Annotated in this window: 20 protein-coding genes and 2 tRNA genes; 13 read left to right on the forward strand and 9 right to left on the reverse strand. The window is 61.8% G+C overall.

Going from position 1 to position 26,588, the window contains the following annotated elements:
• Positions 1–18 precede the first annotated feature (18 nt).
• A complete protein-coding gene (gene pepN, locus MTX36_RS07195; RefSeq protein ID WP_243619060.1) occupies positions 19–2,598 on the reverse strand; it encodes an aminopeptidase N in 2,580 nt (859 codons plus the stop codon).
• Between the two features lie 56 nt (positions 2,599–2,654).
• Positions 2,655–3,899, reverse strand: a complete 1,245-nt coding sequence (locus MTX36_RS07200; protein ID WP_243619061.1) for an NAD(P)/FAD-dependent oxidoreductase — start codon at positions 3,897–3,899, stop codon at positions 2,655–2,657.
• Between the two features lie 161 nt (positions 3,900–4,060).
• Here MTX36_RS07200 and MTX36_RS07205 point away from each other — a divergent pair, with 161 nt between their 5' ends.
• Positions 4,061–4,684, forward strand: coding sequence for a DsbA family protein (locus MTX36_RS07205; RefSeq protein WP_243619062.1), 624 nt, complete (start codon positions 4,061–4,063; stop codon positions 4,682–4,684).
• Here the strand turns inward: MTX36_RS07205 and MTX36_RS07210 are convergent.
• Positions 4,672–5,529 carry a M48 family metallopeptidase gene (locus tag MTX36_RS07210; RefSeq protein ID WP_243619063.1) on the reverse strand — a complete coding sequence of 286 codons (858 nt, stop codon included), beginning with the start codon at positions 5,527–5,529 and terminating at the stop codon, positions 4,672–4,674. The two genes, MTX36_RS07205 and MTX36_RS07210, sit on opposite strands and share 13 nt — an antisense overlap.
• 57 nt (positions 5,530–5,586) lie before the next feature.
• Here MTX36_RS07210 and MTX36_RS07215 point away from each other — a divergent pair, with 57 nt between their 5' ends.
• Together MTX36_RS07215 and MTX36_RS07220 are read left to right on the forward strand one after the other, a co-directional pair.
• The gene (locus MTX36_RS07215; RefSeq protein ID WP_094273967.1) at positions 5,587–6,060 is read left to right on the forward strand and encodes a ribose-5-phosphate isomerase; all 474 of its coding nucleotides are present in this window, start codon (positions 5,587–5,589) and stop codon (positions 6,058–6,060) included.
• A gap of 15 nt (positions 6,061–6,075) precedes the next feature.
• Positions 6,076–6,873, forward strand: a complete 798-nt coding sequence (locus MTX36_RS07220; protein ID WP_243619064.1) for a DNA-formamidopyrimidine glycosylase family protein — start codon at positions 6,076–6,078, stop codon at positions 6,871–6,873.
• On the opposite strand, the gene MTX36_RS07225 is transcribed toward MTX36_RS07220, so the two are convergent.
• Together MTX36_RS07225 and MTX36_RS07230 are read right to left on the reverse strand one after the other, a co-directional pair.
• Positions 6,870–7,631 (reverse strand): DUF1542 domain-containing protein, encoded by a 762-nt coding sequence (locus MTX36_RS07225; RefSeq protein ID WP_243619225.1) that lies wholly within the window; start codon positions 7,629–7,631, stop codon positions 6,870–6,872. The genes MTX36_RS07220 and MTX36_RS07225 overlap by 4 nt on opposite strands.
• Positions 7,632–7,796: 165 nt before the next feature.
• A tRNA-Gly gene (locus tag MTX36_RS07230) sits at positions 7,797–7,870 on the reverse strand.
• 322 nt (positions 7,871–8,192) lie between these two features.
• On the opposite strand from MTX36_RS07230, the gene MTX36_RS07235 reads away from it, so the two are divergent.
• The 5 genes from MTX36_RS07235 (at position 8,193) to clpX (ending at position 12,825) form a co-directional block, all read left to right on the forward strand.
• A tRNA-Pro gene (locus MTX36_RS07235) sits at positions 8,193–8,269 on the forward strand.
• Positions 8,270–8,380: 111 nt separating this feature from the next.
• On the forward strand, positions 8,381–9,754 hold the full coding sequence (tig, locus tag MTX36_RS07240) for a trigger factor (RefSeq protein WP_243619065.1): 1,374 nt from the start codon (positions 8,381–8,383) through the stop codon (positions 9,752–9,754).
• A gap of 201 nt (positions 9,755–9,955) precedes the next feature.
• Positions 9,956–10,543: an ATP-dependent Clp protease proteolytic subunit gene (locus MTX36_RS07245; protein ID WP_094275150.1), complete on the forward strand. Its 588-nt coding sequence runs from the start codon at positions 9,956–9,958 to the stop codon at positions 10,541–10,543.
• Positions 10,544–10,589: 46 nt separating this feature from the next.
• Entirely contained in the window at positions 10,590–11,252 is a 663-nt protein-coding gene (locus tag MTX36_RS07250) for an ATP-dependent Clp protease proteolytic subunit (protein WP_094273965.1), read from the forward strand.
• Between the two features lie 292 nt (positions 11,253–11,544).
• Positions 11,545–12,825, forward strand: a complete 1,281-nt coding sequence (gene clpX, locus MTX36_RS07255; RefSeq protein WP_094273964.1) for an ATP-dependent Clp protease ATP-binding subunit ClpX — start codon at positions 11,545–11,547, stop codon at positions 12,823–12,825.
• Positions 12,826–12,916: 91 nt separating this feature from the next.
• Here clpX and MTX36_RS07260 read toward each other — a convergent pair whose 3' ends face one another.
• From MTX36_RS07260 to MTX36_RS07270, 3 genes are all read right to left on the reverse strand, one after another.
• Positions 12,917–15,139: a glycoside hydrolase family 3 C-terminal domain-containing protein gene (locus MTX36_RS07260; protein ID WP_243619066.1), complete on the reverse strand. Its 2,223-nt coding sequence runs from the start codon at positions 15,137–15,139 to the stop codon at positions 12,917–12,919.
• Between the two features lie 70 nt (positions 15,140–15,209).
• A complete protein-coding gene (gene fdhD / locus MTX36_RS07265) occupies positions 15,210–16,037 on the reverse strand; it encodes a formate dehydrogenase accessory sulfurtransferase FdhD (RefSeq protein ID WP_243619067.1) in 828 nt (275 codons plus the stop codon).
• Positions 16,037–18,349: an FdhF/YdeP family oxidoreductase gene (locus MTX36_RS07270; protein WP_243619068.1), complete on the reverse strand. Its 2,313-nt coding sequence runs from the start codon at positions 18,347–18,349 to the stop codon at positions 16,037–16,039. The genes fdhD and MTX36_RS07270 overlap by 1 nt, the downstream gene beginning before the upstream one ends.
• Before the next feature lie 154 nt (positions 18,350–18,503).
• Here MTX36_RS07270 and MTX36_RS07275 point away from each other — a divergent pair, with 154 nt between their 5' ends.
• Positions 18,504–19,112, forward strand: coding sequence for a GNAT family N-acetyltransferase (locus tag MTX36_RS07275; protein ID WP_243619069.1), 609 nt, complete (start codon positions 18,504–18,506; stop codon positions 19,110–19,112).
• Entirely contained in the window at positions 19,112–21,139 is a 2,028-nt protein-coding gene (locus MTX36_RS07280) for an alpha/beta fold hydrolase (RefSeq protein ID WP_243619226.1), read from the forward strand. Before MTX36_RS07275 ends, MTX36_RS07280 begins: the two co-directional genes overlap by 1 nt.
• Before the next feature lie 154 nt (positions 21,140–21,293).
• Here the strand turns inward: MTX36_RS07280 and MTX36_RS07285 are convergent, their stop codons facing one another.
• Positions 21,294–21,794 (reverse strand): hypothetical protein, encoded by a 501-nt coding sequence (locus tag MTX36_RS07285; protein ID WP_243619070.1) that lies wholly within the window; start codon positions 21,792–21,794, stop codon positions 21,294–21,296.
• 217 nt (positions 21,795–22,011) lie between these two features.
• Here MTX36_RS07285 and MTX36_RS07290 point away from each other — a divergent pair, with 217 nt between their 5' ends.
• From MTX36_RS07290 to MTX36_RS07300, 3 genes are all read left to right on the forward strand, one after another.
• Positions 22,012–24,693 (forward strand): valine--tRNA ligase, encoded by a 2,682-nt coding sequence (locus MTX36_RS07290; protein ID WP_243619071.1) that lies wholly within the window; start codon positions 22,012–22,014, stop codon positions 24,691–24,693.
• A gap of 86 nt (positions 24,694–24,779) precedes the next feature.
• A complete protein-coding gene (locus MTX36_RS07295) occupies positions 24,780–26,159 on the forward strand; it encodes a folylpolyglutamate synthase/dihydrofolate synthase family protein (protein WP_243619227.1) in 1,380 nt (459 codons plus the stop codon).
• Positions 26,156–26,572, forward strand: coding sequence for a DUF4233 domain-containing protein (locus MTX36_RS07300; protein WP_374230444.1), 417 nt, complete (start codon positions 26,156–26,158; stop codon positions 26,570–26,572). Before MTX36_RS07295 ends, MTX36_RS07300 begins: the two co-directional genes overlap by 4 nt.
• Positions 26,573–26,588 lie beyond the last annotated feature (16 nt).

The raw sequence follows: 26,588 nt of genomic DNA on the forward strand, positions 1-26,588 counted from the left end.
TATGTCTGGGAGTTTTTGTCAGCTCGCGTCGAACTTTCGGGCTGCCAACGACCGGACTACTCCGGCCTGACCTTCTACGACCAGGCGGCGCAATGCCGGCGGGATATCGCCGGTCAGGAAACGATCTGCCGCGGCGACGGATTCTTCGGTGATCGACCACGACGGGTACAGGCCGACGACGACGGTCTGTGCGACCTCGCTCGAGCGTCGCTCCCACACCGCGGCGATATCGCCGAAGTAGCGCGAGACAAACGGCTCGAGGAGATCGTCTTGGCCCTCACGGGCAAAACCGCCGATGATGGATCGTGCCGTGATGTTGGGTACCGAGTCGTCGCCGACGACCTTTGCCCACACCTGTTCCTTGACGGCAGCTTGCGGTCGGCCCGCAGCGGCCGCAGCAGCCTGGCGGGCGCCTGCAGCCGTCGGATCGCGCTGGGCTTCGGAATCGATGAACGGAGTCTCGATTCCTGTGGAGTCGATTTCACCCGCCGCGGCGAGCGCTCCGACAATGCGCCAACGCAGGTCGGTGTCCACAACCAAACCGTCCAGGCCAACCGTCGCGGGGTCTGCGTCGAGCAGTTCCTGCAGAACCTCGGTGTGCCACGGTGAGAGCGCTACGCCGGTGAGCGCGTTGACAAATGCCAGCTGGTGATCGGACCCGGCCTCGGCCTCGCGCGCGAGTTCCAGGAGTCGGTTGGCAAAACCTGCCCAGCCTTCGGCCGACGCCCAGGCAGGGTCTGCGTAGCTTCCGATTGCTGTCTGCGCCTGAAGCAGAAGACGTTGAACCACACCAACTTCGGTCTCGGAGCTGATGCCACGCTGAACCAGTGCCACGAAGTCGCGAGCCTTCAGTTCGGCCTGGCGCGTCATCTCCCAGGCTGCCGACCAGACCAGGGTGCGGGGGAGTGATTCAGCGACATCGCCGACGCGGTCGATCGCCGTCGCCAACGACTGCGGGTCCAAGCGCACCGAGCAGTACGTGAGGTCGTCGTCGTTGACCAGAACCAGTTGGCCACGATGGATGCCGACCATCTCGGGGACGTCGGTGCTGGGCGTCGCGTCGAGATCGAGTTCGACGCGATGGGTTCGCACCAGTGCGCCGTCGACGTCGTCGTAGATTCCGACGGCGATACGGTGCACTCGATACTCACCGGCGCCGGGCGCGGCGCCGTCCTGCAATATCGCGAAGCGGGTGAACTTACCGTCGGCGTCGATGTCGAAGTCGGGACGCAGGATGTTGAGGCCGGTGGTCTTGAGCCACTGGGTTCCCCAGTCGGAAAGATCACGGCCGGAGGACTTTTCGAGTGCTCCGAGGAGATCGTCGAATGTTGCGTTACCGAATGCGTGTTCGCGGAAGTACTCTCGCAATCCGGCGAGGAAAGGTTCGAGTCCGACGTAGGCCACCAACTGTTTGAGGACGCTGGCGCCCTTGGCGTAGGTGATTCCGTCGAAGTTGACCTCGACCGCAGCCAGGTCGGGAATGTCTGCTGCGATCGGGTGTGTGGACGGCAATTGGTCCTGCCGGTATGCCCACGACTTCTCGACGTTGGCGAACGTTGTCCAGGCGTTCTTGTATTCGGTGGCCTCGGTCTGGCACAGGACGGAAGCGAAGGTGGCGAAGGATTCGTTAAGCCACAGGTCGTCCCACCAGGTCATGGTGACGAGGTCGCCGAACCACATGTGGGCCATTTCGTGGAGCACGGTCTCGGAGCGTCGCTCGTACGAGTAGCGGGTGACCTTGGAGCGGAAGACGTAGTCCTCCAGGAATGTTACGGCTCCCGCGTTCTCCATCGCACCGGCGTTGAACTCGGGAACAAAGAGTTGGTCGTACTTCCCGAAGGCATAGGGGACACCGAAGTTGCGGTGGTAGAAGTCGAAGCCCTGCTTGGTTTCGGTGAACAGGCGTTCTTCGTCCATGAACTCGGCAAGCGAAGCGCGGCAGTAGATCCCGAGGGGGATGTTGCCGTGCTCGTCGGAATAGTTGTCGGTCCACTGCGCGTACGGTCCGGCAATGAGAGCGACGAGGTACGTGCTCATCTTCGGGGTGGTGCGGAATATGTGTTTGCCGGGGTCTGCGGCCAGTGACTCTACGGCTGCCGAGTTGGAAATGACCTTCCAGGACGTGGGGGCGCTGACGCGAACGTCGAAGGTGGCCTTGAGATCCGGTTGATCGAAGCACGCGAACATACGCTTGGCGTCGGCAGTCTCGAACTGGGAGTACAGGTAGACGGCATCGTCCGTCGGATCGACGAAGCGGTGCAAGCCTTCGCCGGTGTGCGAGTACTCGCAATCGGCTTCGATGACCAGTTCATTGTCGGCAGCCAACTCTGACAGTGCGATTCCGGTGGATTCGTCGTAACTCGACACGTCCAACGCGGCGCCGTTGAGTACCGCCGAGTGAATGCGGGAGGCGATGATGTCGATGAAACTGCTCGCTCCGGCGGTGGCAGCGAACGTCACGGTGGTCTTGGAAAAGAACGTGTCGTCTCCCGGACCGTCGTTTCCGTCGGTGAGATCGAGTTCGATCAGGTAGTTGTCGATCGTCAGCAGCGCTGACCGCTCGGCTGCGGTCTCGCGGGTCAGATTCGGTGCGGCCACAAAGATCTCCTCGTCGATGGTGTGGATCTAGTGTGTCCATCCCATCATGACGGGAACTACTGTGTGTCCGCGGACGCTTCTGCTAGTGGAATTGTGGGATCTGCCAGTCGTTTCGGATCAACGGGGTGCGGCGTGGCAACCAGTTCCTTGATGGCATCACCGGCGTCCCAGATGTTGACGTTCATGCCGGCCAGAACCTTGTTGTTCGCGTCCAGCCAGAACGTCAGGAATTCGCGCTTGTCGACGTCGCCGCGGGTGACGACGGATGCATAGGCGCCCCGAGGTGCATGGCCCACATATTCCATTCCGAGGTCGTATTGATCAGTGAAGAAATACGGCATCCGGACGTATTCGGCGGGCTTTCCCAGCATCGTGTCGGCCGCAGTTGCAGGCTGATTGAGGGCGTTTGCCCAGTGCTCCACCCGGATTCGAGAGTTCAGGATCGGGTGCATCGCAGCTGCGATGTCGCCGACGGCCACCACGTCCGGGTCGCTGCTCTGTAAACCGGCATCGACCAGTATCCCGTTGTCGACGGCAATTCCGGCAGCCGACGCCAATTCGGTATTGGGGAGGGCGCCGACGGCGATCAAGACGGCGTCGGCGGGGACAACGCTTCCGTCGGCCAAGGTAACTCCGGTTGCGCGGCCGTCGGAGACAGCAACGGATTTCACGTCGGTACTCGTTCGAAGGTCGACACCATTGCTTCGATGCAATGCGGCGAACACTTCACCCATCTCGGGACCGAGAGAGGTTTCGAGCGGGAGATTGCCGTGTTCGAGAATAGTGACGTCCACGTCGAAAATTCGGGCCGATGCCGCGATTTCCAGGCCGATCCACCCGGCCCCGATCACGACGAGTTTCTTGCCGGCCGAGAGTGTTCCGAGAAGCGCTGAGGCCTGATCGACTGTTCGGATGTAGTGAACGCCGGCCGCGTCGGATCCCGGAATGTCGAGGAGTCGTGAGCGTGAGCCTGTGGCCAATGCCAGCTTGTCGTAGACCATGGTCGAGCCGTCGGGCAACGTGACCGTGTGTGCGGCAGTGTCCACGGCTGTCACCGTGGTGCCCGGGCGTAGGTCGACGTGGTGGTCGCGGAACCATTCGCCGTCATGAACCGTGAACTCCGGGAGTGTCTTCTTGCCGACAAAGAACTCTTTGGACAGTGGCGGCCGCTCGTAGGGGAGATGATCTTCTTCACTCAGCAGGACGATGTCGCCGGTGAAATCTCGTGCACGCAGGGCCTCCGCGGTTTTTGCGCCGGCCAAGCCGCCGCCGATGATGACGAATCTCCGGTTTGCGCTCATGTCTGAACCACTCCTTCGCACTCGTGTCACTTCGACATTACTGCTGCGCGAAGGTACTTCGGGAGTACGCGGGAAGGATTGTCGGTGGATAATTGTTGCCCTGGCGGGCGCGGAATCTTTCGCGCTCGATAAGACCATGAACATATGAGGGAGTTTTCTTCGTGAGTGCAACCCCGAATACAAGCGCCGACAGAGCTGATTTCTGGTTCGACCCCCTCTGCCCGTGGTGCTGGATCACGTCCCGCTGGATCCTCGAAGCCCAGCAGGTGCGCAACATCGACGCGAAGTTCCACGTCATGAGCCTGGCAGTCCTCAACGAGGGACGCGACCTGCCCGAGGAGTACCGCGACATGATGAGCAAGGCGTGGGGGCCGGTTCGGGTTGCGATCGCCGCGGCCAAACTCAAGGGTGACGACATCCTGCTGCCGCTCTACACGGCAATGGGCACCAAGATCCACAACGAAGGCAACCAGGACTTTGCCGACGTCATCAAGAGTTCACTCGAGGAAGTTGGTCTCCCGGCAGATCTCGCGGATGCCGCCGAGTCGACGGACTACGACGAAGCCCTGCGTGAAAGCCATCATCACGGCATGGACGCAGTCGGCCCCGACGTCGGAACGCCCACCATCCACGTCAACGGAGTTGCCTTCTTCGGCCCCGTACTCTCGCGTATTCCGCGGGGCGAGGACGCCGGACGCGTCTGGGACGGTGCCGTTGCGCTCGCGAGCTACCCGCACTTCTTCGAACTCAAGCGCACCCGGAACGAAGATCCTCAGTTCGACTGAGTCGTTCGGACCAGATCGAAACGGAAGATCTGACTAGGCCGAAAGAAAAGATGACCGGAGCGCGTGCGGTTGCGTAATGCAGCCGCACGCCAGGTCAGCACCGGGTGGCTCGCGAGGATGTTCACGAACCAGGGAAAGAATCCGGATTCGAGAGTCGCCCGGTCGGCCAGCTCGTCGAAACCCACCAGACCCACCAGGTACTTTCCGGCGCCCAGCACTCCCATCACGCCGGCGGCTCCCTGCGGACGCATGTGGAATCCGAAATTGTCGGCGGTGTATTCCATCGATCGTGAGAGCGAAGATCCGATCACCGGAATGTAGTTGGACGCGAACTGGCCCCACTGACGCCAATACGACGCGTGGCCGGCCGCGATATGCCCCACCTCATGGCCGATGATGAACGCCAGTGCATCCGGCTGACGAGCTTCGCCGCCCACCTCGAAGAGGTCGCTGTAGACGACAACAAACCGGCGAAACCCATGGCCCGACGCAAACGCATTGATCTGGCCGTTCCCCAGCACGACAAAGGCGTCGGGAGCAGTTTTCAGGCCGAAGCGAGCTGCGGCTTCTGCCACCAGCTGATAGCCGTCCGGAAATTGTGTGGGCGACATCTTGATTCCGTTGACCTGCTGGGAACCGTACAACTGGCCACGCGCGAAAAACAGCAGGATCGGTGCTGCCAGAACAATGAAGATCCACGTCGACAGGCTGCCGGTCGCGATCAGGACAAGCGCGACGACGTACGTCGCGACAGTGGTCAGAATGGCCAGAACGAGGAGCGGGATCTCCCAAGGATGTCGAACGAGAGAGTTTCCCGGTAATACTCGGCCTTGCTGGGGATACATTTGCACCAGGATAGGCCCGGGTGAGCAGTGTCTGCTGGGCCTGAGAGAATTGTCGGCATGCGCGTATACCTGGGTGCCGACCATGCCGGATTCGAACGTAAGAACGAGATCATCGAACACCTGAAAGCGAACGGCCACGAGGCCATCGACTGCGGTGCTCACGAGTACGACGCCGTGGATGACTACCCGGCCTTCTGCATCGAAGCAGCCAAGCGAGTAGTAGCCGACGAAGGAAGCCTGGGCATCGTCCTCGGCGGAAGCGGCAACGGCGAGCAAATCGCAGCCAACAAGGTCCCCGGCGCTCGCTGCGCCCTGGCCTGGAGCGTCGAGACGGCCAAGTTGGCCCGCGAGCACAACAAGGCTCAGCTCATCGGCATCGGTGGCCGCATGCATTCCCTCGAGGAATCACTGGCAATTGTCGACGCGTTCCTCGCCACCGAATGGTCGGGCGAAGAGCGACACCAGCGTCGCATCGACATCCTGTCCGAATACGAGAAGACCGGCGTCGCACCGGCTTTGCCGCAGGCCTGATCGAAGAATAGTCCCGTGCCCGAAGGTCATACTCTGCATCGACTGGCACGGTTGCATGCCCGTAAATTTGTCGGTTCACCAGTCCGCGTTGTCAGTCCGCAAGGTCGATTCGCGGAAGATGCGCGGTTGGTGGACGGTCATGTACTCGTATCGTCCGATGCTTGGGGCAAACACCTCTGGCACACCTACGACAACGGGCTGATCGTCCACGTGCACCTCGGGTTGTACGGAAAGTTCACCGACAGCGTCCTGCCGATGGAAGAACCGGTGGGGCAAGTTCGGATGCGAATGGTCGGTGCCGATTTCGGCACCGACCTTCGTGGCCCCACTGCGTGCGAGGTTCTGATGCCGCCGCAGGTAGCCGCCATCGAAGCCCGTCTCGGGCCCGATCCTTTGCGACGTGGCGCAGATCCGGACGGGGCCTGGGCGCGAATCTCCAAGTCCAAGACTGCAATCGGTGCGCTTCTCATGGATCAGGCAGTGCTGGCCGGAGTCGGAAACGTGTATCGCGCCGAACTTCTCTTCCGTCACGGAATCAATCCCGAGCGCCCCGGTAACCTCGTCACCTACGGCGAGTGGGCTGCAATGTGGGCGGATCTGGTCGAGCTCATGAAAGTGGGCGTACGACGAGGTCAGATGCACGTCGTACGCGACGAGCACGACATCGGAGATCCTGCCTATGCGAAGGATCGTCCGCGTACGTACGTCTACCGAAGAGCAGGATCGCCGTGCCGCGTATGCGGTACACCGATCCTGCATTCCGTCATGAAGGCACGAAACCTGTTCTGGTGCCCCGTGTGTCAGGCGGTCTAGAAGTCCATTCCTCCGCCGAAGTCCATTCCGCCGTCGCCGCCGTCGAAAAATCCGCCGTCGCTCCCGCCGCCGTCATAGTTGCCACCGTCTGCGGTGTTGTCGGTATTGCCTTGATCGCCTGAGTCATAGCTTTGATCGCCCGCGTCGGCGCCTTGGTCCGCATTCGGATCGCCGCCGGCTTCGAATTCCTGTGCGCCGTAAGGAACTCCGGCCATTCCGGAGAACATGCTCGAAAACAGCATCATCGAACCTAGGCCCCAGGCGCCGGCCACCAGGGCAGGCTTCCACCACGGTTCGGAGTACCAGCCGGCCGGAACCGGGCGCCCGGCAACGCGTCCGCCGGGGTAGTAGTTGGGGGTTCGTGAGGACGGCGTGGGGGACGCGGCGATCTCGCGGCCTTCGAACTCCACCTCACGTGCTTCGGTCACTGCTCCCGCAGCTTTCTGGCCGTCGATGGTGGGAATCTCTGGTCCCGGATCCATGCCCATGGCGACTCTGGCCGCGCGAATGTAGTAAAGCCCTTCCAGTGCAGTCTGTTTCGCGAGCCTGGCCTGGACCGGCGTGCTGGCCTGATCGATCTGCGAGCCCGCTGCGTTGTAACGCTCGGCTGCGTCGGCGAGTGCTTGGCGCGACGCGTCGTCGCTGCCCGTGAGGTTGTAGACCTGGCCGCCGAGGCGCTCGATCGCCTGCCGGGCATCGGCTTTTGCGTCGTCGAGTTGTGTTGCGCTGTTGCCGGAACCGCGTTGCTGGCTCTTCATGACCAGGAACACGACAACGGCCAGTACAACGAGGATGAGAAGAATCGTGGTCACGAGTGGCCTCCCGAGCTGCAAAAGATCCGGACAACTCCAGGATACGGACCGGTACAACAAAAAATCCGCACCGGCGAGGCCGATGCGGATCTTGTGGAAGTTTCCCTCCAATGGAGGGGATGACGGGAATCGAACCCGCGTGATCAGTTTGGAAGACTGAGGCTCTACCATTGAGCTACATCCCCGTGCATACGAGAAACCCGGGATCGCCGTGTTCGTCGTCTGCGATTCGAAACTGTACCCAATGGCTGTCTGGAATTCAAAATCGGGGGTCGGCAACGCTCTCACCAGGCAAAATGTTCACAAGGTTGGTTTTCTCGGTTGTGTAGAGGGTGTGACTGTGGGTGCAGGCGGGGCGGTCCGGCAGTTCTGCCCCACTGTGAACAACTCCCATCCGTGTACAAATGGTGGGCGGATTCGTGAGAGAGTAGTGAGCGCGATAAGGTTCTATCCGGTCACCGGCGAGCGACGCTCGTATCGTGTGATTTGCTTCGTATGTTCGAAAAACGGGATGTAGCGCAGCTTGGTAGCGCATCCGCTTTGGGAGCGGAGGGTCGCAGGTTCAAATCCTGTCATCCCGACCAGTACGAACTCGGTACTTCACCACTACTTGCGTAGGGGTGGAGTGCCGCGAAAGATCAGAAGTTCAGCAGTACACAAGTTGTGAGCAAGACCAGACGAAGGAGCGAAGTTTCGTGAAGAGCACCGTCGAGCAGCTCAGCCCGACGCGAGTCCGTATCAACGTTGAGGTGCCCTTCGCGGAACTCAAGCCTGATTTCGACAAGGCCTACAAGGCCCTCGCGCAGCAGATTCGTCTCCCCGGCTTCCGCCCCGGCAAGGCACCGGCACGCCTCCTCGAGGCACGCGTCGGTCGCGCCGCTGTGCTCGAGCAGGTCGTCAACGACGCTCTCTCGTCGCGTTACCCGGAGGCTGTCACCAGCGCCGGCGTAAAGGCCATCGGCCAGCCCGAGATCGAGGTCACCAAGCTCGAAGACAACGAGGTTCTCGAGTTCTCGGCCGAGGTCGACGTGCGCCCCGAGATCGAACTCCCGGATTTCAGCTCCATCAACGTCACGGTCGATCCGATCGAGATCACCGATGAAGCCATCGAAGAGCAGTTGCTCTCGCTGCGTCAGCGTTTCGGCACCCTCACGGGCGTCGAGCGTGCAGTCGAAGACGGCGACTTCGTCTCCATCGACCTGTCGGCCACCGTCGACGGCGAGAATGTTGCCGAGGCAACCGCCAGCGGACTGTCGCATGAGGTCGGTTCGGGCCAGCTCATCGAGGGTCTTGACGAAGCTATCGTCGGCCTGAAGGCGGGGGAGTCCAAGGACTTCACGTCGACGCTGGTTGCCGGCGAGTTCGCAGGCAAGGAAGCTGTTGTTACCGTGACCGTGCAGACGGTCAAGGAGCGCGAACTTCCCGCTGAGGACGACGAGTTCGCTCAGCTCGCCAGCGAGTTCGACACCCTCGAAGAACTGAAGGCAGACCTCCGCGAGCGCGTCGCACGCGTCCGTAAGGTCGAGCAGGCCGGTCAGATCCGCGACAAGGTCCTCGAGCAGCTGCTCGAGACCGTCGAGGTTCCGCTGCCTGACGCTGTCGTCAAGGCTGAGGTCGACGCTGCATTGCACGACGCCGTTCACGGTCTCAACCATGACGAAGAGGCACTGAACAAGGCTCTCGAAGAGCAGGGCAGCAGCCGCGAAGAGTTCGACAAGGAAACGCTGGAGTCCGCTGAGCGCTCCGTCAAGACGCAGCTCCTGCTCGACTCCATCGCCGATGCCAACGACATCACCGTCGGCCAGGACGAGCTCACCGAGCGCATCCTGTTCCAGGCGCAGCGTTACGGCATGGCTCCGGAGCAGTTCATCCAGCAGATCCAGCAGGCTAACCAGCTCGGCGCAATGTTCGCCGACGTTCGCCGCGGCAAGGCTCTCGCAGCCGTCGTCGAGGCTGCCGGTGTCACCGACACCAGCGGTGCCGTTGTCGACACCGCCGAGCTTTTCGGTGGCGGCGAGGCAGAAGCTGACGCAGAAGCGTCTGATTCCGCCGAGAGCGAAGACAAGTAAACAAGCAGAATATCGGGTGTTTTCACCACGATTGACTGCATCAAGTTTTCCGCTTTGAGCGAAGTAGGGCGGCACCGGGACTCCGGTGCCGCCCTACTTCGTTAGTGTCTGTGTCAGCAGAAGAGTATTTCGCAAAGAAGATCCACATAGAAGGCAGGTACCGTGACTTCCAATCATCTGGAGACTGTGCAGAGTCCCGCCATGACTTCCGCGACAGCTGGGTTGAACCTCAGCGACTCGGTATACGAGCGCTTGCTGCGTGAGCGCATCATTTTCCTCGGTACCCAGGTCGACGACGACATTGCCAACAAGCTTTGCGCTCAGATCCTGTTGCTTTCGGCCGAGGACCCGACGCGGGACATCTCGCTCTACATCAACTCGCCGGGCGGATCAGTTACCGCCGGTATGGCAATTTTCGACACCATGCAGTTCGCGGAATGCGATATCGCGACCTTCGGTATGGGTCTTGCCGCTTCGATGGGCCAGTTCCTGCTCTCGGCCGGAACCAAGGGCAAGCGTTACGCCCTGCCGCACGCTCGCATCATGATGCATCAGCCGTCCGCCGGTATCGGTGGTAGCGCCAGTGACATCGCGATCATGGCTGAGCAGTTCAAGCACACCAAGCGTGAGATGGCCGAGCTGATTGCCGAGCACACCGGTCAGACGGTTGAGCAGATCACGGCCGACTCCGATCGTGACCGTTGGTTCACGGCGAAGGAAGCCCTCGAGTACGGCTTCGTCGACCACGTCGTCTCCCGTGCAAACCAGGCCGGCGGCGCCGGTAACTGAGCCGGCCCGTCTGTCCTTGCTGCCCAATTCATACTTTGGAGAACTGATGACCAATCCTTTCGGAGCTCACTCGCTGGGCGGCCAGGCGCCGTCGGCACCCCAGTCGCGCTACATCCTGCCCCAGTTCACGGAGCAGACAAGCTACGGAGTCAAGACGTCCGACCCGTACAACAAGCTGTTCGAGGAGCGCATCATCTTCCTCGGCTCGCAGGTCGACGATGTCTCCGCCAACGATCTGATGGCGCAGCTTCTGGTTCTCGAATCTCAGGATCCGGACCGCGACATCACGATGTACATCAACTCTCCCGGTGGCTCGTTCACCGCGCTGATGGCGATCTACGACACGATGCAGTACGTGCGTGCAGACATCAGCACGGTCTGCCTCGGCCAGGCTGCGTCGGCTGCGGCCGTCCTGCTCGCCGGTGGTACGCCCGGTAAGCGTTTTGCGCTCCCCAACTCGCGCATCCTGATCCACCAGCCGTCCACCGGCGGCATCCAGGGCCAGGTCTCCGATCTGGAGATCCAGGCTGCGGAGATCGAGCGTATGCGTCGCCTCATGGAGAACACCTTGGGCCTGCATACCGGCAAGGACCCGGGGACGATCCGCGTCGACACCGATCGCGACAAGATCCTCACGTCCGAGCAGGCCAAGGAATACGGCATCATCGACGACGTTCTGGCGTACCGGAAGCTCAGCGCTCAGAAGTAGTCCGTTTCCGCCTCGTGTCGAACATTGGAATTTTCCGTTCGACACGAGGCGGTTTGGTCGGGAATTGGCAGGTCATGAAGGTGGGCTGATCAATTTTTCGGCAAGGTTGTTTTCAATTCGCAGACGAAACGCCGAGAACAGGTCGACCCGGCTTCGGATCTGCGGGTACCGTCACTTCACGGGCTGGTTCTCGATCGCTGCTCCGAGATTTCCACGAAAGATTTCCACGGAGCGTCACGGCTGATCGATGGCGGCGAGTGTAAGTACATGAAGGAAGTAGGGACCTCACGAGATGGCACGCATCGGCGACGGCGGGGATCTGCTCAAGTGCTCTTTCTGCGGCAAGAGCCAGAAGCAAGTCAAAAAGCTCATTGCAGGACCCGGGGTGTACATCTGCGATGAGTGCATCGACCTCTGTAACGAGATCATCGAAGAAGAGTTGGCCGAGTCCAGCGAGGTCAAGCTCGACGAGCTTCCCAAGCCTGCGGAGATTCGGGATTTCCTCGAGAACTACGTCATCGGTCAGGATTCCGCCAAGCGGACACTCGCAGTGGCTGTCTACAACCACTACAAGCGCATTCAGGCCGGCGACAAGGGCCGCGATGCGCGCGGGGAGACCGTAGAACTCGCAAAGTCGAATATCTTGATGCTCGGCCCCACAGGTTGCGGTAAGACGTACCTCGCGCAGACGTTGGCGAAGATGCTCAATGTTCCGTTCGCGATTGCCGACGCCACTGCGTTGACCGAAGCTGGTTACGTCGGTGAAGACGTCGAGAACATCTTGCTCAAGCTGATTCAGGCTGCCGATTACGACGTCAAGCGCGCCGAGACCGGCATTATCTACATCGACGAGGTCGACAAGATCGCTCGTAAGAGCGAAAACCCGTCTATCACCCGGGACGTGTCCGGTGAAGGCGTTCAGCAGGCTCTGCTGAAGATCCTCGAGGGTACGCAGGCCAGCGTCCCGCCGCAGGGCGGACGTAAGCATCCGCATCAGGAGTTCATCCAGATCGACACCACGAACGTGCTGTTCATCGTGGCCGGCGCGTTTGCCGGTCTCGAGCGCATCGTGTCCGACCGTGTCGGTAAGCGCGGGATCGGCTTCGGCGCCGAGGTTCGCTCCAAGGCTGAAATGGACACGATTGATCGTTTCGCGGAGGTCATGCCCGAGGATCTGATCAAGTTCGGTTTGATCCCCGAGTTCATCGGGCGTCTGCCGATGATCGCGTCGGTCACCAACCTCGACAAGGAATCGTTGGTCAAGATTCTGTCGGAGCCCAAGAACGCTTTGGTCAAGCAGTACCGTCGACTCTTCGACATGGACGGCGTGGAGCTCGAGTTCACCGAGGAAGCCCTCGATGCGATCGCCGACCAGGCAATTCTCCGCGGCACCGGTGCCCGTGGTTTGCGCGCCATCATGGAAGAGGTTCTCCTCCCCGTGATGTACGACATCCCCAGCCGCGACGATGTCGAGAAGGTTGTGGTGACCGCCGAAACCGTTAACGACAACGTTCTGCCGACCATCGTTCCCCGCAAGCCCGAGCGGGGCGAACGGCGTGACAAGACTGCCTAGTCCTTGCTTCACAGCGTGAAATGACTGTGGCCCTGCATCTCCTTCGTGAGATACAGGGCCACAGTCATTTTGTGGGGTGTTCAGGCGGTGGCTATTGCTGCGTTGCCGCGACCAGTTGGTCAACTTGCTCGACGGTCATGCCGAGCCCGAAGCCCGCGAGTTTGACGAGGGGCATGGAACCCGCCATTGCCATCAACTCTGGTGGTACCGGCGCCGCGTCTTCGGACATGGCCTCGGCCATCGCGGCACCGAGGACTGCGCCTCCGACGGGATGGGCAAACCATTCGGCGATGGTGGACATCGGAGTCAGGGGGCGGACGCCAATATTGCCGGTGAGTGTGACCCGCTCGGTGGCTGCGATGTCGCGTGAGGAGAAACCGACCCGAATGTCGTAGTCACCGGCTTCGACGGCCCAGTTCTGACCCTCGACAGACCAGTAGGAGAACGCACGGGAATCGAGTGTGATTGTTGCGGAGGCTGTTTCACCAGGTGCGAGGTGAATCTTTGCAAATCCCTTCAATTCTTGTGTGGGGCGGTTGATGGTCCCGGACGTGTCGTGGACGTAGGTCTGGACGACGGTGCTGCCGGCCCGCTCGCCACTGTTGCGAACGGTCACTGTCAGTTCGGCGGAGTTGTCGCAGGCGATGACGGAGGTTTCGGTGACCTCGAAGGTGGTGTAGCTGAGGCCGAATCCGAACGGGTAGGCAACGTCGTGGTCGACGGAGTCGTAGTAGCGGTATCCGACGTAGAGTCCTTCGCCGTAGCGGACGTGCTGCTGCGCTCCCGGGAAGTGAAGGTATGACGGATTGTCCTGCAGGCGAAGGGGAATCGTCTCGGTGAGGTGTCCGGACGGGTTGACGACGCCGAACAGGATGTCGGCGATTGCAGATCCGCCGGCCTGGCCGAGTAGCCAACCTTCGAGGATGGCAGCTGCATATTTCCGCCAAGGCGTAATCGACACGACACCACCGTTGGACAACACGACGACGGTATTCGGATTGACTGCGTGAACTGCTTGCAGCAGGGCCAACTGGTCGCCGGGCAGGTCGATGTCCGTCCGGTCGAACCCCTCGGATTCGGTGGCTGACGACAAGCCCAGGAAAAGGACAGCGACATCGGCGTTGCGGGCTGCCTCGACAGCCTCAGCGACTTTCTCGCGGTCAGCATTTCCGTCGAAGTTGAATCCCGGCGCAAAACTCACGCGCTCGGAACCGGCAATCGCCTGGACGGCGTCCAAGGCATTGTCGAGCGTCGTCGGAACCACCTGTGAACTACCGGCACCCTGGTAGCGAGGGCTGCGAGCGAACTCGCCGATGACTGCGATGGTCTGTGCCTCGGCTGCGAGCGGGAGGATGTTGTTGTCGTTCTCGAGGAGCACGGCGGATTCGGCTGCCGCGGTTCGGGCAAGCTGGTGGTGACCCTCGGCGTCGTAGGTGTGACCTTCGACCCGCGCGCCGGCGGTGCGTTCGACAAGCGTCGAGACGCGCTGGGCGGCGGTGTCCACGACGGATTCTTCGAGGTCCCCGTTGCGGACGGCGTCGACGATCTCTCCGTCGGTACCCGAAACGGGCATCTCGAGGTCCAGCCCCGCGGCAATCGCTGCGACGCGGTCGTTGACGGCACCCCAGTCGGAAACAACGAGACCGTCGAAGCCCCACTGCTCGCGCAGAACTTCGGTGAGAAGCCAGTGGTCCTGGCTTGCGTAGACGCCGTTGATCTTGTTGTACGAGCACATCACGGTGGTGGGCGCCGCAGTGGTAATGGCGTATTCGAAGCCCGCCAGGTAGATCTCGCGCAGAGTCCGTTCGTCGATGTCGGCGCTGACCCGCATGCGGTCGGTCTCTTGATTGTTGGCGGCAAAGTGCTTGAGTGACGTGCCGACGCCACGTGATTGAACGCCCGTGATCAGGGAAGCCGCGAATCGGCCCGAGAGGAAGGGATCCTCGGAGACGTACTCGAAGTTTCGCCCGCACAGGGGGGAGCGTTTGATGTTGATGCCGGGGCCGAGAAGTACGGAGACGCGTTCGGCCTTGGCCTCGTCGCCCAGGGCTTCGCCGACGCTCTGGATGAGGTCCAGGTTCCAGGATGAGCCGAGCCCGACGGCAGGCGGGAAACACGTAGCCGGGATGCTCTGGCCGAGTCCGAGCGCGTCGCCGCCTTCGGGTTGCTTACGAACGCCGTGGGGCCCGTCGGTCAGCAGCATCGAGGGAATTCCGGAGACTGCCTGGCTGTGCCAGAAATCGGACCCCGAGGTCAATGACGCTTTGTCCTCGAGTGAAAGTCCGGTTACCTGGTGTTCGACGGTGTCCGTCACGTTCGTCCTCCTGATTGCAGTTGCGCGTTCAACTACTAGCGTATGCGCCCGAGTGAGAACACGCGGTCGGTCACCCGATCACGACGCGATGTGGGTGCGAGTACACGTTCATCGAGTCGCCCCGAATAAATCCGGCGAGCGTGAGACCGGATTCCTGGGCGAGTTCAACTGCTAATGACGACGGAGCCGAGACCGCGCCCAGGATCGGGATTCCGGCCATGACCGCTTTCTGGACCAGCTCGAACGACGCGCGCCCACTGACGATCAAGACGGTGTCGTAGAGGGGGACTCGGCCGTCGGTGATTGCCCAGCCGATCACTTTGTCCACCGCGTTGTGCCGTCCGACGTCTTCGCGGAGAGCGAGCAGTTCACCGGCGCTGGTGAACAATCCGGCCGCGTGCAGACCGCCGGTGCGCTCGAAAATTCGTTGGTCTGAGCGGAGTGTGACGGGCATGGAGCCCAGAGTTGTCGACGTGACCGCGGTTGTGTCTCCGACGAGCGGATGTTTTGTGGTTGTTCGGACGGCGTCGAGCGACGTCTTTCCGCACACCCCGCAGGCAGAGCTGATGACAGTGCTGCGATCCGTGCTCGGATCCGGCAACGCCACACCGGGAGCCAAAGCGATGTCCAGCACGTTGTACGTGTTGGCGCCATTCGCGTCGACGCCGTCGCAGTAGCGAACGATGCTGACATCGTCGCGGGTTGCGATGATGCCCTCGCTGAGCAGGAAGCCGTGAACTAGGTCGACGTCGTTGTCCGGGGTTCGCATCGTCACCGCCAGGACCTTCCCGCCGACGCGCATTTCGAGCGGTTCTTCGACGGCGAGGTTGTCCGGTCTGCGCACAACTTGATTGCCGGAGATTCGGACTACCGGCGTTCGTGCCGTTACTCGGCCCATCAGTGGACGCCCGCAGGTTCGAGCCGAACGGTCACGCCTTTGGATACCGGCGTATTCGACTTGGCTGCTACATGTTCGAGCGGAACCAGCGGATTGGTCTCGGGGTAGTACGCAGCGGCATTTCCGCGCGGGGTGTCGTACGAGACGATGCGGAAATCCGTGACCCGACGCTCTTCGAGGGTTCCGTCGGCGCGGGTCCACTCGGAGATGATGTCGACGAGGGCTCCGTCGATGAATCCGAGGTCGGTGATGTCGGCGGCATTGACGAGGATGACTTTGCGTCCACCCTTGATGCCGCGATAACGGTCGTCGAGGCCGTAGATGGTGGTGTTGTACTGGTCGTGGCTGCGCATGGTCTGAAGAATCAATCGACCGCTCGGGGTCGGTAGCCACCGCAGTTCGTTGATTCCGAAGTTCGCTTTGCCGGTGTGGGTGCGGAATTCGCGTGAATCGCGGGGCGGGTGTGGAAGTTGGAAGCCGTCCGGTTGGCGCACTCGTGCGTTGTAGTTCTCGCATCCGGGGACGACGCGTGAGATGGAGTCTCGGATCAAGTCGTAGTTTCCTTCGAATGCGGACCACCGCACCGAGTGGTCTTCGCCGAGTATCTCGCGGGCGAGTTGGCACACGATGGCAACTTCGCTGCGCAGGTACGGGCTGACCGGGGTGAGACGGCCACGCGAGAGGTGCACCATCGACATGGAATCTTCTACGGACACAAGCTGTTTGCCACTCGATTGAACGTCGAGATCGGTGCGGCCGAGGGTGGGGAGGATGATCGCGGTCTGGCCGTGGACAACGTGGCTGCGGTTGAGTTTGGTGGAGACCTGCACGGTGAGTTCGCACTGGCGAAGGGCAGTTTCCGTCGCTGCGGTATCGGGACTGGCTTGAATGAAGTTGCCGCCCATCGCCATGAAGAAGCTTGCCTTGCCGGCGTTCATGGCGCGAATTGCGTCGACGGTGTCCCAGCCGTGCTTGCGAGGGGCGCTGATTGCAAATTCGGTGTCGAGCGCGGCCAGGAATTCTTCGGGCATCTTCTCCCAGATGCCCATCGTGCGGTCGCCCTGCACGTTGGAATGCCCTCGGACCGGGCATACTCCGGCGCCGGGCTTGCCCATCATCCCGCGCATCAGGAGAAGATTGACTGCTTCCTCGATGGTGGCGACTCCGTGGGCTTGCTGGGTGAGCCCCATAGCCCAGCAGGTGACTGTGCGCTCCGATCGCGCGAGGGCAGTCGCCGTTTCTTCGAGTTGCGCCATCGTCAGACCGGTCGCTTCGAGCACGGTATCGAGATCGACTGCGCGGATGTGCTTTTCGTAGTCGCTCCAGCCCGCGCAGTACTCGTCGACAAACGTGCGGTCTACAACGGTGCCCGGAGCGCGATCCTCCTGTTCGAGCAACAGTTTGCCCAGACCCTGGAACAGGGCCATGTCGCCGCCGAGGCGGATCTGCAGGAACTCGTCGGCGATGTCGACGCCGTGACCGACTACTCCGGACACCTTCTGTGGATCCTTGAATCGCTTGAGTCCGGCTTCGGGCAGAGGATTGATCGCGATGATCTTGGCGCCGTTACCCTTTGCCTTCTCCAAGGTGGAGAGCATGCGGGGATGGTTGGTGCCGGGGTTTTGCCCGGCGATCAGGATGAGATCGGCGTTTTCGAGGTCGGGAACCGTCACTGAACCCTTGCCGATGCCGATCGACTCGGTCAGTGCGCTGCCGGAGGACTCGTGACACATGTTGGAGCAGTCGGGCATATTGTTGGTGCCGTAGCTGCGAATCATCAACTGGTACAGGAATGCGGCTTCGTTGGAGGTGCGCCCCGACGTGTAGAAGACTGCTTCGTCCGGTGAGTCGAGACCCTTCAGGTGGTCCGCGATCAGCGCGTAAGCGCCATCCCAGTCGATGGGTTGATAGTGGGTAGCGCCGGGGGTCAGCACCATCGGGTGGGTCAGCCGGCCTTGTTGGCCTAGCCAGTAATCGGTCTTGCCGTCCAGATCTGCGAGGGAGTGCTCGGCAAAAAACTCCGGGGTGACGGTGCGCAGGGTTGCTTCTTCTGCAACGGCCTTGGCACCGTTCTCGCAGAATTCTGCCGGCTTGCGGTGACCGGGTGTTTCGGGCCAGGCGCAGCCGGGGCAGTCGAAACCGTGGCGCTGGTTCAATCGAGTGAGTGTGCGCGCGGTCCGCAACGCCCCCATCTGTTCGATTCCTCGTTGCAGCGAAACGAGAACTGCCGGCACTCCGGCCGCGTAGTCCTTGGGGTGAGTGATCTCGAGGTCCGACTCGTCGATGTCCTTCGAGGGTCCGCGGCGCGTCATGTGTCCATACTGGCCTGAAGTGACGTGCACCGCCATAGGAGATTGGAACGACGGTCAAAAAACCACGAGAAGGTTTGGCGAACGTTATCTAATAACGCGCCCAGGGGAGAGTGGTCTGAGCGTTCGAGCCGACTTTGCCCGGTACGCTCACATGATGGGTGTGAGCGTAAGGCCGGCTGAAACCGCGGACATTTCTGCTCTTGCAGCAGTACTTGCCGACGCGTTCGAGGACGATCCGTTGATGGCGTGGATACTTCCGGACGAGGACGGGCGTCGAGGCCGGTTGGCCAAATTGTTCGCCGCCGAAGTTCGATACCACCACCTGTCCGGTGGCGGCGCCGAGGTGGCCGTCGACGGCAACGGCGTGATCGGGGGCGCGGCGCTCTGGGATCCGCCGGGGCGATGGAAGCAGTCCACCTGGGAATCCATGATCAGTTTCCCGGCTACCTTGCGTGCGTTGGGTTCTCGCATCATGGTTGGTGCAGAAGTGGGTGGAGTCCTCGAGAAGGCTCACCCGACAACGCCGCATTGGTACCTCGCCACCATCGGCACGGGAGCCAACGCGCGCGGCGGCGGTTATGGCAAGGCGCTGCTGAACTCGCGACTCGACCGATGTGATCGTGATCGGATTCCCGCGTATCTCGAATCCAGCAAGAAGGAGAACATCCCGTACTACAACCGCTTCGGGTTCGAAGTGACGGGCGAAATCGTGATCCCCGACGGAGGGCCGATGGTCTATCCGATGTTGCGGGAACCGAAGTGATGTTGCCGGAATTGCATGGGGGTACGCCGTTCGACGAGATGGACGATTACATTGCCCTACCTCGCCTGTCCGGCCTCGCACTCTCGCCCGACGGTTCTGTTCTGATCTGCGGGAGAACTGTTCTCGACGATGCCGGTGCCGAGTACGTGACGTCGCTATGGGAGTTCGATCCCGCCGGGCGTCGGCCCGCTCGCAGATTGACCTGGGGCACGACCAGTGAATCCGGCGCGGTATTTGCTTTCGACGGTGACATCCTTTTTACCGCAACACGTTCCGTGCCCGGGGAGGAAACCCCGCAGCCGGCATTGTGGCGACTACCCGCTGCGGGCGGTGAGGCACAGTTGGTGTGCACTCGCGGCTCCGGAATCTCGGGTGTCACAGCAGCCAAGGCGGCTCCGACTTTTGTTGCCCACACACCGGTGATGGCGTCGGCGCGCACCCTCGACCTCGATGACGAAATCCGCAAGGCACGCAAGGACGGCAAGGTTACGGCGATGCTCCACACGGGTTATCCCGTGCGCCACTGGGATCATGATCTGGGTCCCGATCAGCCGCATCTGGTTGTCGGAGAATCGGATTCGGAAGGTGCCGTCGTACTGCGGGACGTGACGCCCGATGCCGGCGGCGCGTTGCGTGAGGGGACGCTCTCGATCAGTAGTGACGGCATGTTTGCGATATCGACCTGGGCCGTCGGAGATTTCGGTGCTGCCCGTCGGTCGACGCTCGTACGTATCGACACAGTGAGCGGCGATCGCGTCACGGTGGTGGACGACGCGAGCGCAGATGTGCACAGTCCGGTTCTGTCGCCGGACGGAACCCAGGTTGTCTTCATCCGTGAAACTTTGACAACTCCGGAACTCGCGCCGCGAGTTTCCCTGGGGCTCTACGTTTTCAAGACCTCCACGGAGACCACTGTCGCGGAAGGCTGGGATCGGTGGCCGACGTCGCTGGCATGGCTTTCGGATGGTTCCGGGCTGGTTGTGACCGCGGACGACAACGGGCGTGGCCCAGTCTTCACCATTGACCTGTGGGGTCAGCCTGTCCAGTTGACCACCGACGACGCGGCCTACAACGATGTCCGGGTGTCTTCCGACGGTGAGTCGATCTACGCCTTGCGTGCGTCGTACGAAACGCCGCCGCACGTAGTGCGCATTGCCATTCGCACGGGTGAGGTTTCGGCCCTACGAGGACCGGACCCCTTGCCGGAATTGCCGGGCACTCTGACCGAGATCAGTGCCAAAGGCGAGGATGGGAGCCCGATTCGGAGTTGGTTGGCGCTGCCGACGGGTGCAGCGGCTCACTCGCCGGTGCCTCTGTTGCTGTGGGTGCACGGTGGTCCGCTCAACTCGTGGAATACCTGGTCATGGCGATGGAATCCGTGGCTGTTGGTGGCCAAGGGTTATGCGGTACTGCTGCCCGATCCGGCGTTGTCCACGGGATACGGCCAAGATTTTGTGCAGCGCGGCTGGGGGCAGTGGGGCCAAGCGCCCTTCACCGATCTGATGGCGATCACCGACGCCGCCGAGGCGCGCGACGAGATCGACCCGAACCGCACCGGCGCAATGGGTGGTTCGTTCGGCGGCTACATGGCGAATTGGATTGCAGGCCATACGGATCGGTTCGATGCCATTGTCACTCACGCAAGTCTGTGGGCGCTGGACCAGTTCGGGCCGACGACGGACTCGGCGTGGTATTGGCAACGGGAGATGACTCCCGAGATGGCCGTCGAGAACTCACCCCACCTCTATGTAGCCGACATCAATACCCCGATGCTGGTTGTTCACGGGGACAAGGACTATCGAGTACCGATCGGCGAAGGGTTACGACTCTGGTACGAACTGCTGGCGGAGTCCGGATTGCCGGCCGACGCAGATGGCAAGACGGACCATCGGTTCCTGTACTTCCCGGACGAGAATCACTGGGTGCTCAAGCCGGCACATACCAAGATTTGGTACGAGGTTGTCACCGCATTCCTGTCCGAGCACATCCTGGGTGAGGATGTACCGCTCCCGGAGATTCTCGGTTGATCGACGCCGGCCTCGGCCGTCGAACGGGGCCCACGACGGGTCAGGCGCCCGGGCCCTGAACGGTGTAATTCCAATCGGTGTAGTTGGGGCCCGTGACACGGACCAGTCCTGACGACGCGAGCCCCGGCGGAACGTTGACGACCAGCGCACCGGTTCACTGGTTGATGTCGCCGCCGGCGTACCCGGTGCTCTGGATCAGCTGGCCTTCGTAGAAGACCTCGATCAGCTCCGGGATGGCGTAGGTCTCGTAACCCACGAGGAACGAGGTGGGACCGCCCCGGCCGATCTGATGCTTGGTGCTGGTGATGCCGGCGCCGCCGGAAATAGTCGATGCATTGCAACCTTGTGTCGGTGTAAACGATCCGCCGCCGCCGCCACTGCCACTCGCCAAACCGTTGAGAGTTGCCCGGGGATCGCCGGTGGCAATACCGTCGGCAATGTCACCGCGGCTGCCGCTGGCGATGCCGTTCGCACTATCGTTGCCGGCGTCGCCGATGCTGCCGTTGATCGTGGCAATGCTTCCGTCCACGCTTCTTTCAATTCCGGGTTGGGCGGACGCTGCGGCCGGAACCACGAGGGCAATCGCTGCTCCGATGGTGGCCGCGGCAGCCCGAGTGCGAACACTGCTGTATCGAGAACCCAACTTGTTCAACATGATTCCTCCGGAGAGTGATTGTCGGAAATCCTTCGCCACGATCATTTCAGCGGGGCGGATCGATGAGTATCCTTCGTTCGGCGGACAACAGCCATGCGCGAGAAGGCCTCGGCTGTGACTGTGTCGCTGGTCTCGAGTTCAGAGGTCGCTGCAGATCTGCCGGGTCTCACGTGACGGGCAAATTCGCTCGCAGCGGGGGAGTCACTAGGATCATGGGGTGACCAGTGCATCCCCAGAGAACCCTCAGACCCCCGCCGACGCCCTCCCCAAAAGCTGGGACCCCAGCGCTGTAGAGGCTGATTTGTATCAGGGTTGGGTGGATGCGGGCTACTTCCAGGCCGACGCATCCAGCGACAAGCCCGGATACTCGATCGTGCTCCCGCCGCCGAATGTGACGGGCAGCCTGCACATGGGCCATGCGCTCGACCACACCCTCATGGATGTGTTGAGCCGTCGCAAGCGGATGCAGGGCTACGAGGTTCTGTGGCTGCCGGGTATGGATCACGCCGGTATTGCGACGCAGTCCGTTGTGGAGAAGCAGCTGGCAGCCGAGGGTAAGAAGAAGGAAGACCTCGGGCGCGAAGCGTTCATCGAGAAGGTCTGGGATTGGAAGCGTGAGTCCGGCGGCACCATCGGCGGCCAGATGCGCCGTATTGGTGACGGCGTCGACTGGAGCCGCGAGCGCTTCACGATGGACGAGAACCTCTCGCGCTCCGTGCAGACCATTTTCAAGCGGATGTTCGACGAGGGCCTGATCTATCGCGCCGAGCGCCTGGTCAACTGGTCGCCCGTGCTGCAGACCGCGATCTCCGACATCGAGGTCAAGTTCGAGGACGTCGAGGGGGAGCTAGTTTCCCTCCGTTACGGCTCCCTCAACGACAACGAGCCGCACGTGATCGTTGCCACCACTCGCGTCGAAACGATGCTCGGTGACACCGCAGTGGCAGTGCACCCGGAAGACGAGCGCTACAAGCATCTGCTCGGCACCACCCTCGAGCACCCGATCACCGGCCGTCAGATCCCGATCATCGCCGACGATTATGTCGACCCCGAGTTCGGCACCGGCGCCGTCAAGATCACGCCCGCCCATGATCCCAATGACTTCGAGATGGGTATGCGGCACAACCTGCCCATGCCCACGATCATGGACAAAGCCGGCAAGATCGCCGATACCGGAACCGCGTTCGACGGCATGGACCGTTTCGAGGCTCGTGTCAAGGTTCGTGAGGCACTCGCCGAGCAGGGTCGCGTCGTCGCCGAGAAGCGCCCGTACCTGCACAGTGTCGGACATTCCGAGCGCAGTGGTGAAGCCATCGAACCGCGTCTGTCGTTGCAGTGGTGGGTCAAGGTCGAGACCCTGGCCAAGGCTGCCGGTGATGCAGTTCGTAATGGCGACACCGTGATTCACCCGGCCAGCCAGGAACCGCGTTGGTTCGACTGGGTCGACAACATGCACGACTGGTGCATTTCGCGTCAGCTGTGGTGGGGTCACCGCATCCCCGTCTGGTACGGACCTGAAGGCGAAGTTGCCAGCTTCGGCCCCGACGAAACCGCACCCGAAGGCTGGGTTCAGGACCCCGACGTTCTCGACACCTGGTTCTCGTCCGGCCTGTGGCCCTTCTCGACGATGGGCTGGCCCGAGAGCACGGCGGAACTCGAAAAGTTCTACCCCACCAGTGTTTTGGTGACGGGTTACGACATCCTGTTCTTCTGGGTCGCCCGCATGATGATGTTCGGCACGTACGTGTCCGAAGATGAATCGATCACTGCCGGTGCCGGAAAGTCGGGCCCGCAGGTTCCGTTCAAGGACGTGTTCCTGCACGGTCTGGTCCGCGACCAGTTCGGCAAGAAGATGTCGAAGTCGCGCGGTAACGGTATCGATCCGCTGGACTGGGTCGAGCGTTTCGGCGCCGATGCTTTGCGCTTCACCCTCGCCCGCGGTGCCAACCCGGGTAGCGACCTCTCAGTCGGTGAGGATTCTGCGCAGTCCTCGCGTAACTTCGCCACGAAGCTGTTCAACGCCACCAAGTTCGCGCTCATGAACGGCGCCGCGCCGGCACCGTTACCGGCGCGCAGCGAGCTTACCGACGCGGACCGTTGGATTCTCGATCGTCTGGACGTTGTTGCAGCCGAGGCTGATTCGGCGTTCGATCGATACGAGTTCAGCAAGGCCTGTGAAGGCCTGTTCCACTTCGCGTGGGACGAGGTCTGTGACTGGTACCTCGAACTGGCCAAGGTTCAGTTTGCCGGCGACGAGACCACCGCGGCCAACACCCGCGCTGTCCTCGGCAACGTCCTCGACGCGCTGCTGCGCCTGCTGCACCCCGTCATTCCGTTCGTCACGGAAACCCTGTGGAAGGTACTGACCGGTGGCGAGTCCATCGTCGTCGCAGATTGGCCGACGCTGTCCGGCGAAGCCGTCGACACTGCGGCTGCTACCCGGATCGAAGATACCCAGCGTTTGATCACCGAGGTCCGACGCTTCCGAAATGATCAGGGCCTCAAGCCTTCTCAGAAGGTCCCGGCTCGGGCTTCGGGACTGTCCGAAGCTGGACTGGACGGCCAGTTTGCCTACGTCCAGGCGCTCGCGAAGCTGACAGAGCCGCAAGAGGGCTTCGAGGCCTCCATCTCGGTGGAGGTGCGCCTGAGTCAGGGAACCGTGACTGTCGATATCGACACGTCCGGCACCATCGACCTCGGCGCCGAGAAGAAGCGGCTCGAGAAGGACCTGACCGCGGCGCAGAAGGAACTCGTCACCGCGGACAACAAGCTTGCCAATGAAGCCTTTCTCGCGAAGGCGCCCGACGCCGTTGTCGACAAGATCAAATCGCGTCGTCAGATCGCCATCGAAGAGATCGAGCGCATCACCAACCGTTTGAAGGAGCTGGGCGACAAGTGAGCTCGGTAGAGCCCCCGCCGTTCGGGGAATCAGAATTCGGAGATTTCGGTGCAGTACCGCTCAGTGCGGTACCGACACCGGTAGATATCGCCGAGTTGGCGCTGGTCGAAGCAGCACTCGACAAGCGTTGGCCGGAAACCAAGATGGAGCCGTCGCTGACGCGCATCGAGGCCCTGATGGATGTGCTCGGGTCACCGCAGCACAACTATCCGGCCGTGCATGTCACCGGCACCAACGGCAAGACGTCGGTGACGCGCATGATCGATTCGCTCATGAGCGCACTGCATCGTCGTACGGGCCGCACAACCAGTCCGCATTTGCAGATCGCCACCGAGCGGATCAGCATCGACGGCAAGCCGATCTCGCCGCGGCTCTATGTCGACACGTACCGCGAGATCGAGCCCTACGTACAGATGATCGATCAGCAGTCCGAGGCCGCCGGGGGACCGGCAATGAGCAAGTTCGAGGTGCTCACCGCTATGGCGTACGCCGCATTTGCGGAAGCGCCGGTCGATGTTGCCGTTGTCGAGGTCGGTCTGGGCGGACGGTGGGATGCCACCAACGTTATCGACGGACAGGTCGCGGTCATCACCCCGATCAGTCTCGATCACGCCGAGTACCTGGGCAGTGATCTCGGCGGTATCGCTGAGGAGAAGGCCGGAATCATCAAGAAGGGCCGCGAAGGCCTGGTTCCACTTGACACCGTCGCGATCATCGCGGAGCAGACTCCCGAGGTCATGGAGGTTCTGCTGCGACGTGCCGTCGAAACCGATGCAGCAGTGGCGCGTGAAGGTTCCGAATTCAAGGTGCTCGGCCGACAGATCGCAGTCGGTGGGCAGCAGCTGGAACTTCAGGGTCTCAGCGGCGTCTACACCGAGATCTTCCTGCCTCTCCACGGTGAACATCAGGCCCGCAACGCAGTACTCGCGTTGGCCGCAGTCGAGGCATTCTTCGGTGCCGGCCCGGATCGCCAGCTCGATCAGGATGCCATCCGCTCCGGGTTTGCTTCCGTCGTCAATCCTGGTCGCCTCGAACGAGTTCGGAGCGCGCCGACGGTTTTCCTCGATGCAGCTCACAACCCGGACGGTGCGCGTGCGCTCGCTGCGGCGCTCGCCGCCGAGTTCGACTTTCGCAAGCTCGTCGGAGTTGTCAGCGTCATGGCAGACAAGGACGTCGACGCGATCTTGACGGCGTTCGAGTCCGTCTTCGACGAGATTGTCGTGACCCACAACGGCTCGCCGCGCGCGATGGACGTCGAGGAACTCGCGAACATCGCCGTCGCCAAGTTCGGTGACGAACGCGTCGTCGTATCGCCGCTGTTGGTGGACGCTCTGGAGACCGCCATCGAAATGGCGGAGCAGGTTGCCGAGCCGGGCGAAGCAGTATCCGGGGCCGGTGTCGTGGTGACCGGATCGGTGGTTACTGCAGGCGCAGCCCGCACATTGTTCGGAAAGGATCCAGCGTGAGTACCCCGTCAGACCCGAGTTCGACGCCGGATGGACAGTTCGGCCCGCCGACCAAGGATCCGTGGAAGGGCTTCCGCGGTGTCATGGCGGGAACCTTGATCGTCGAGTCGATCGTGGTGTTCCTGACGATTCCGGTAGTGCAGGTTGTCGGTGGTGGACTCACGTGGTTCAGCGGTACGTACATCATCGGGCTGGGTGTGCTGATGATTCTGGGCGGCGGCATCCAGGGACGGCCTTGGGCGATCTGGTACAACGTCGCCTTGCAGGTACTTCTGGTCCTCGGCGTCTTCATTCACGTGTCGATCGGTGTGATGGGACTTGTGTTCGGCCTCGTCTGGGCCTACCTGGTCTACCTGCGAAGAGACATCGCGCAACGAATGGAGAAGGGCCTGCTTCCAGGTCAGCGAGACTGACCATTTAGGCTGGCGG

This window comes from Rhodococcus sp. ARC_M6 (assembly GCF_022810305.1).
Lineage (GTDB): Bacteria > Actinomycetota > Actinomycetes > Mycobacteriales > Mycobacteriaceae > Rhodococcus_F.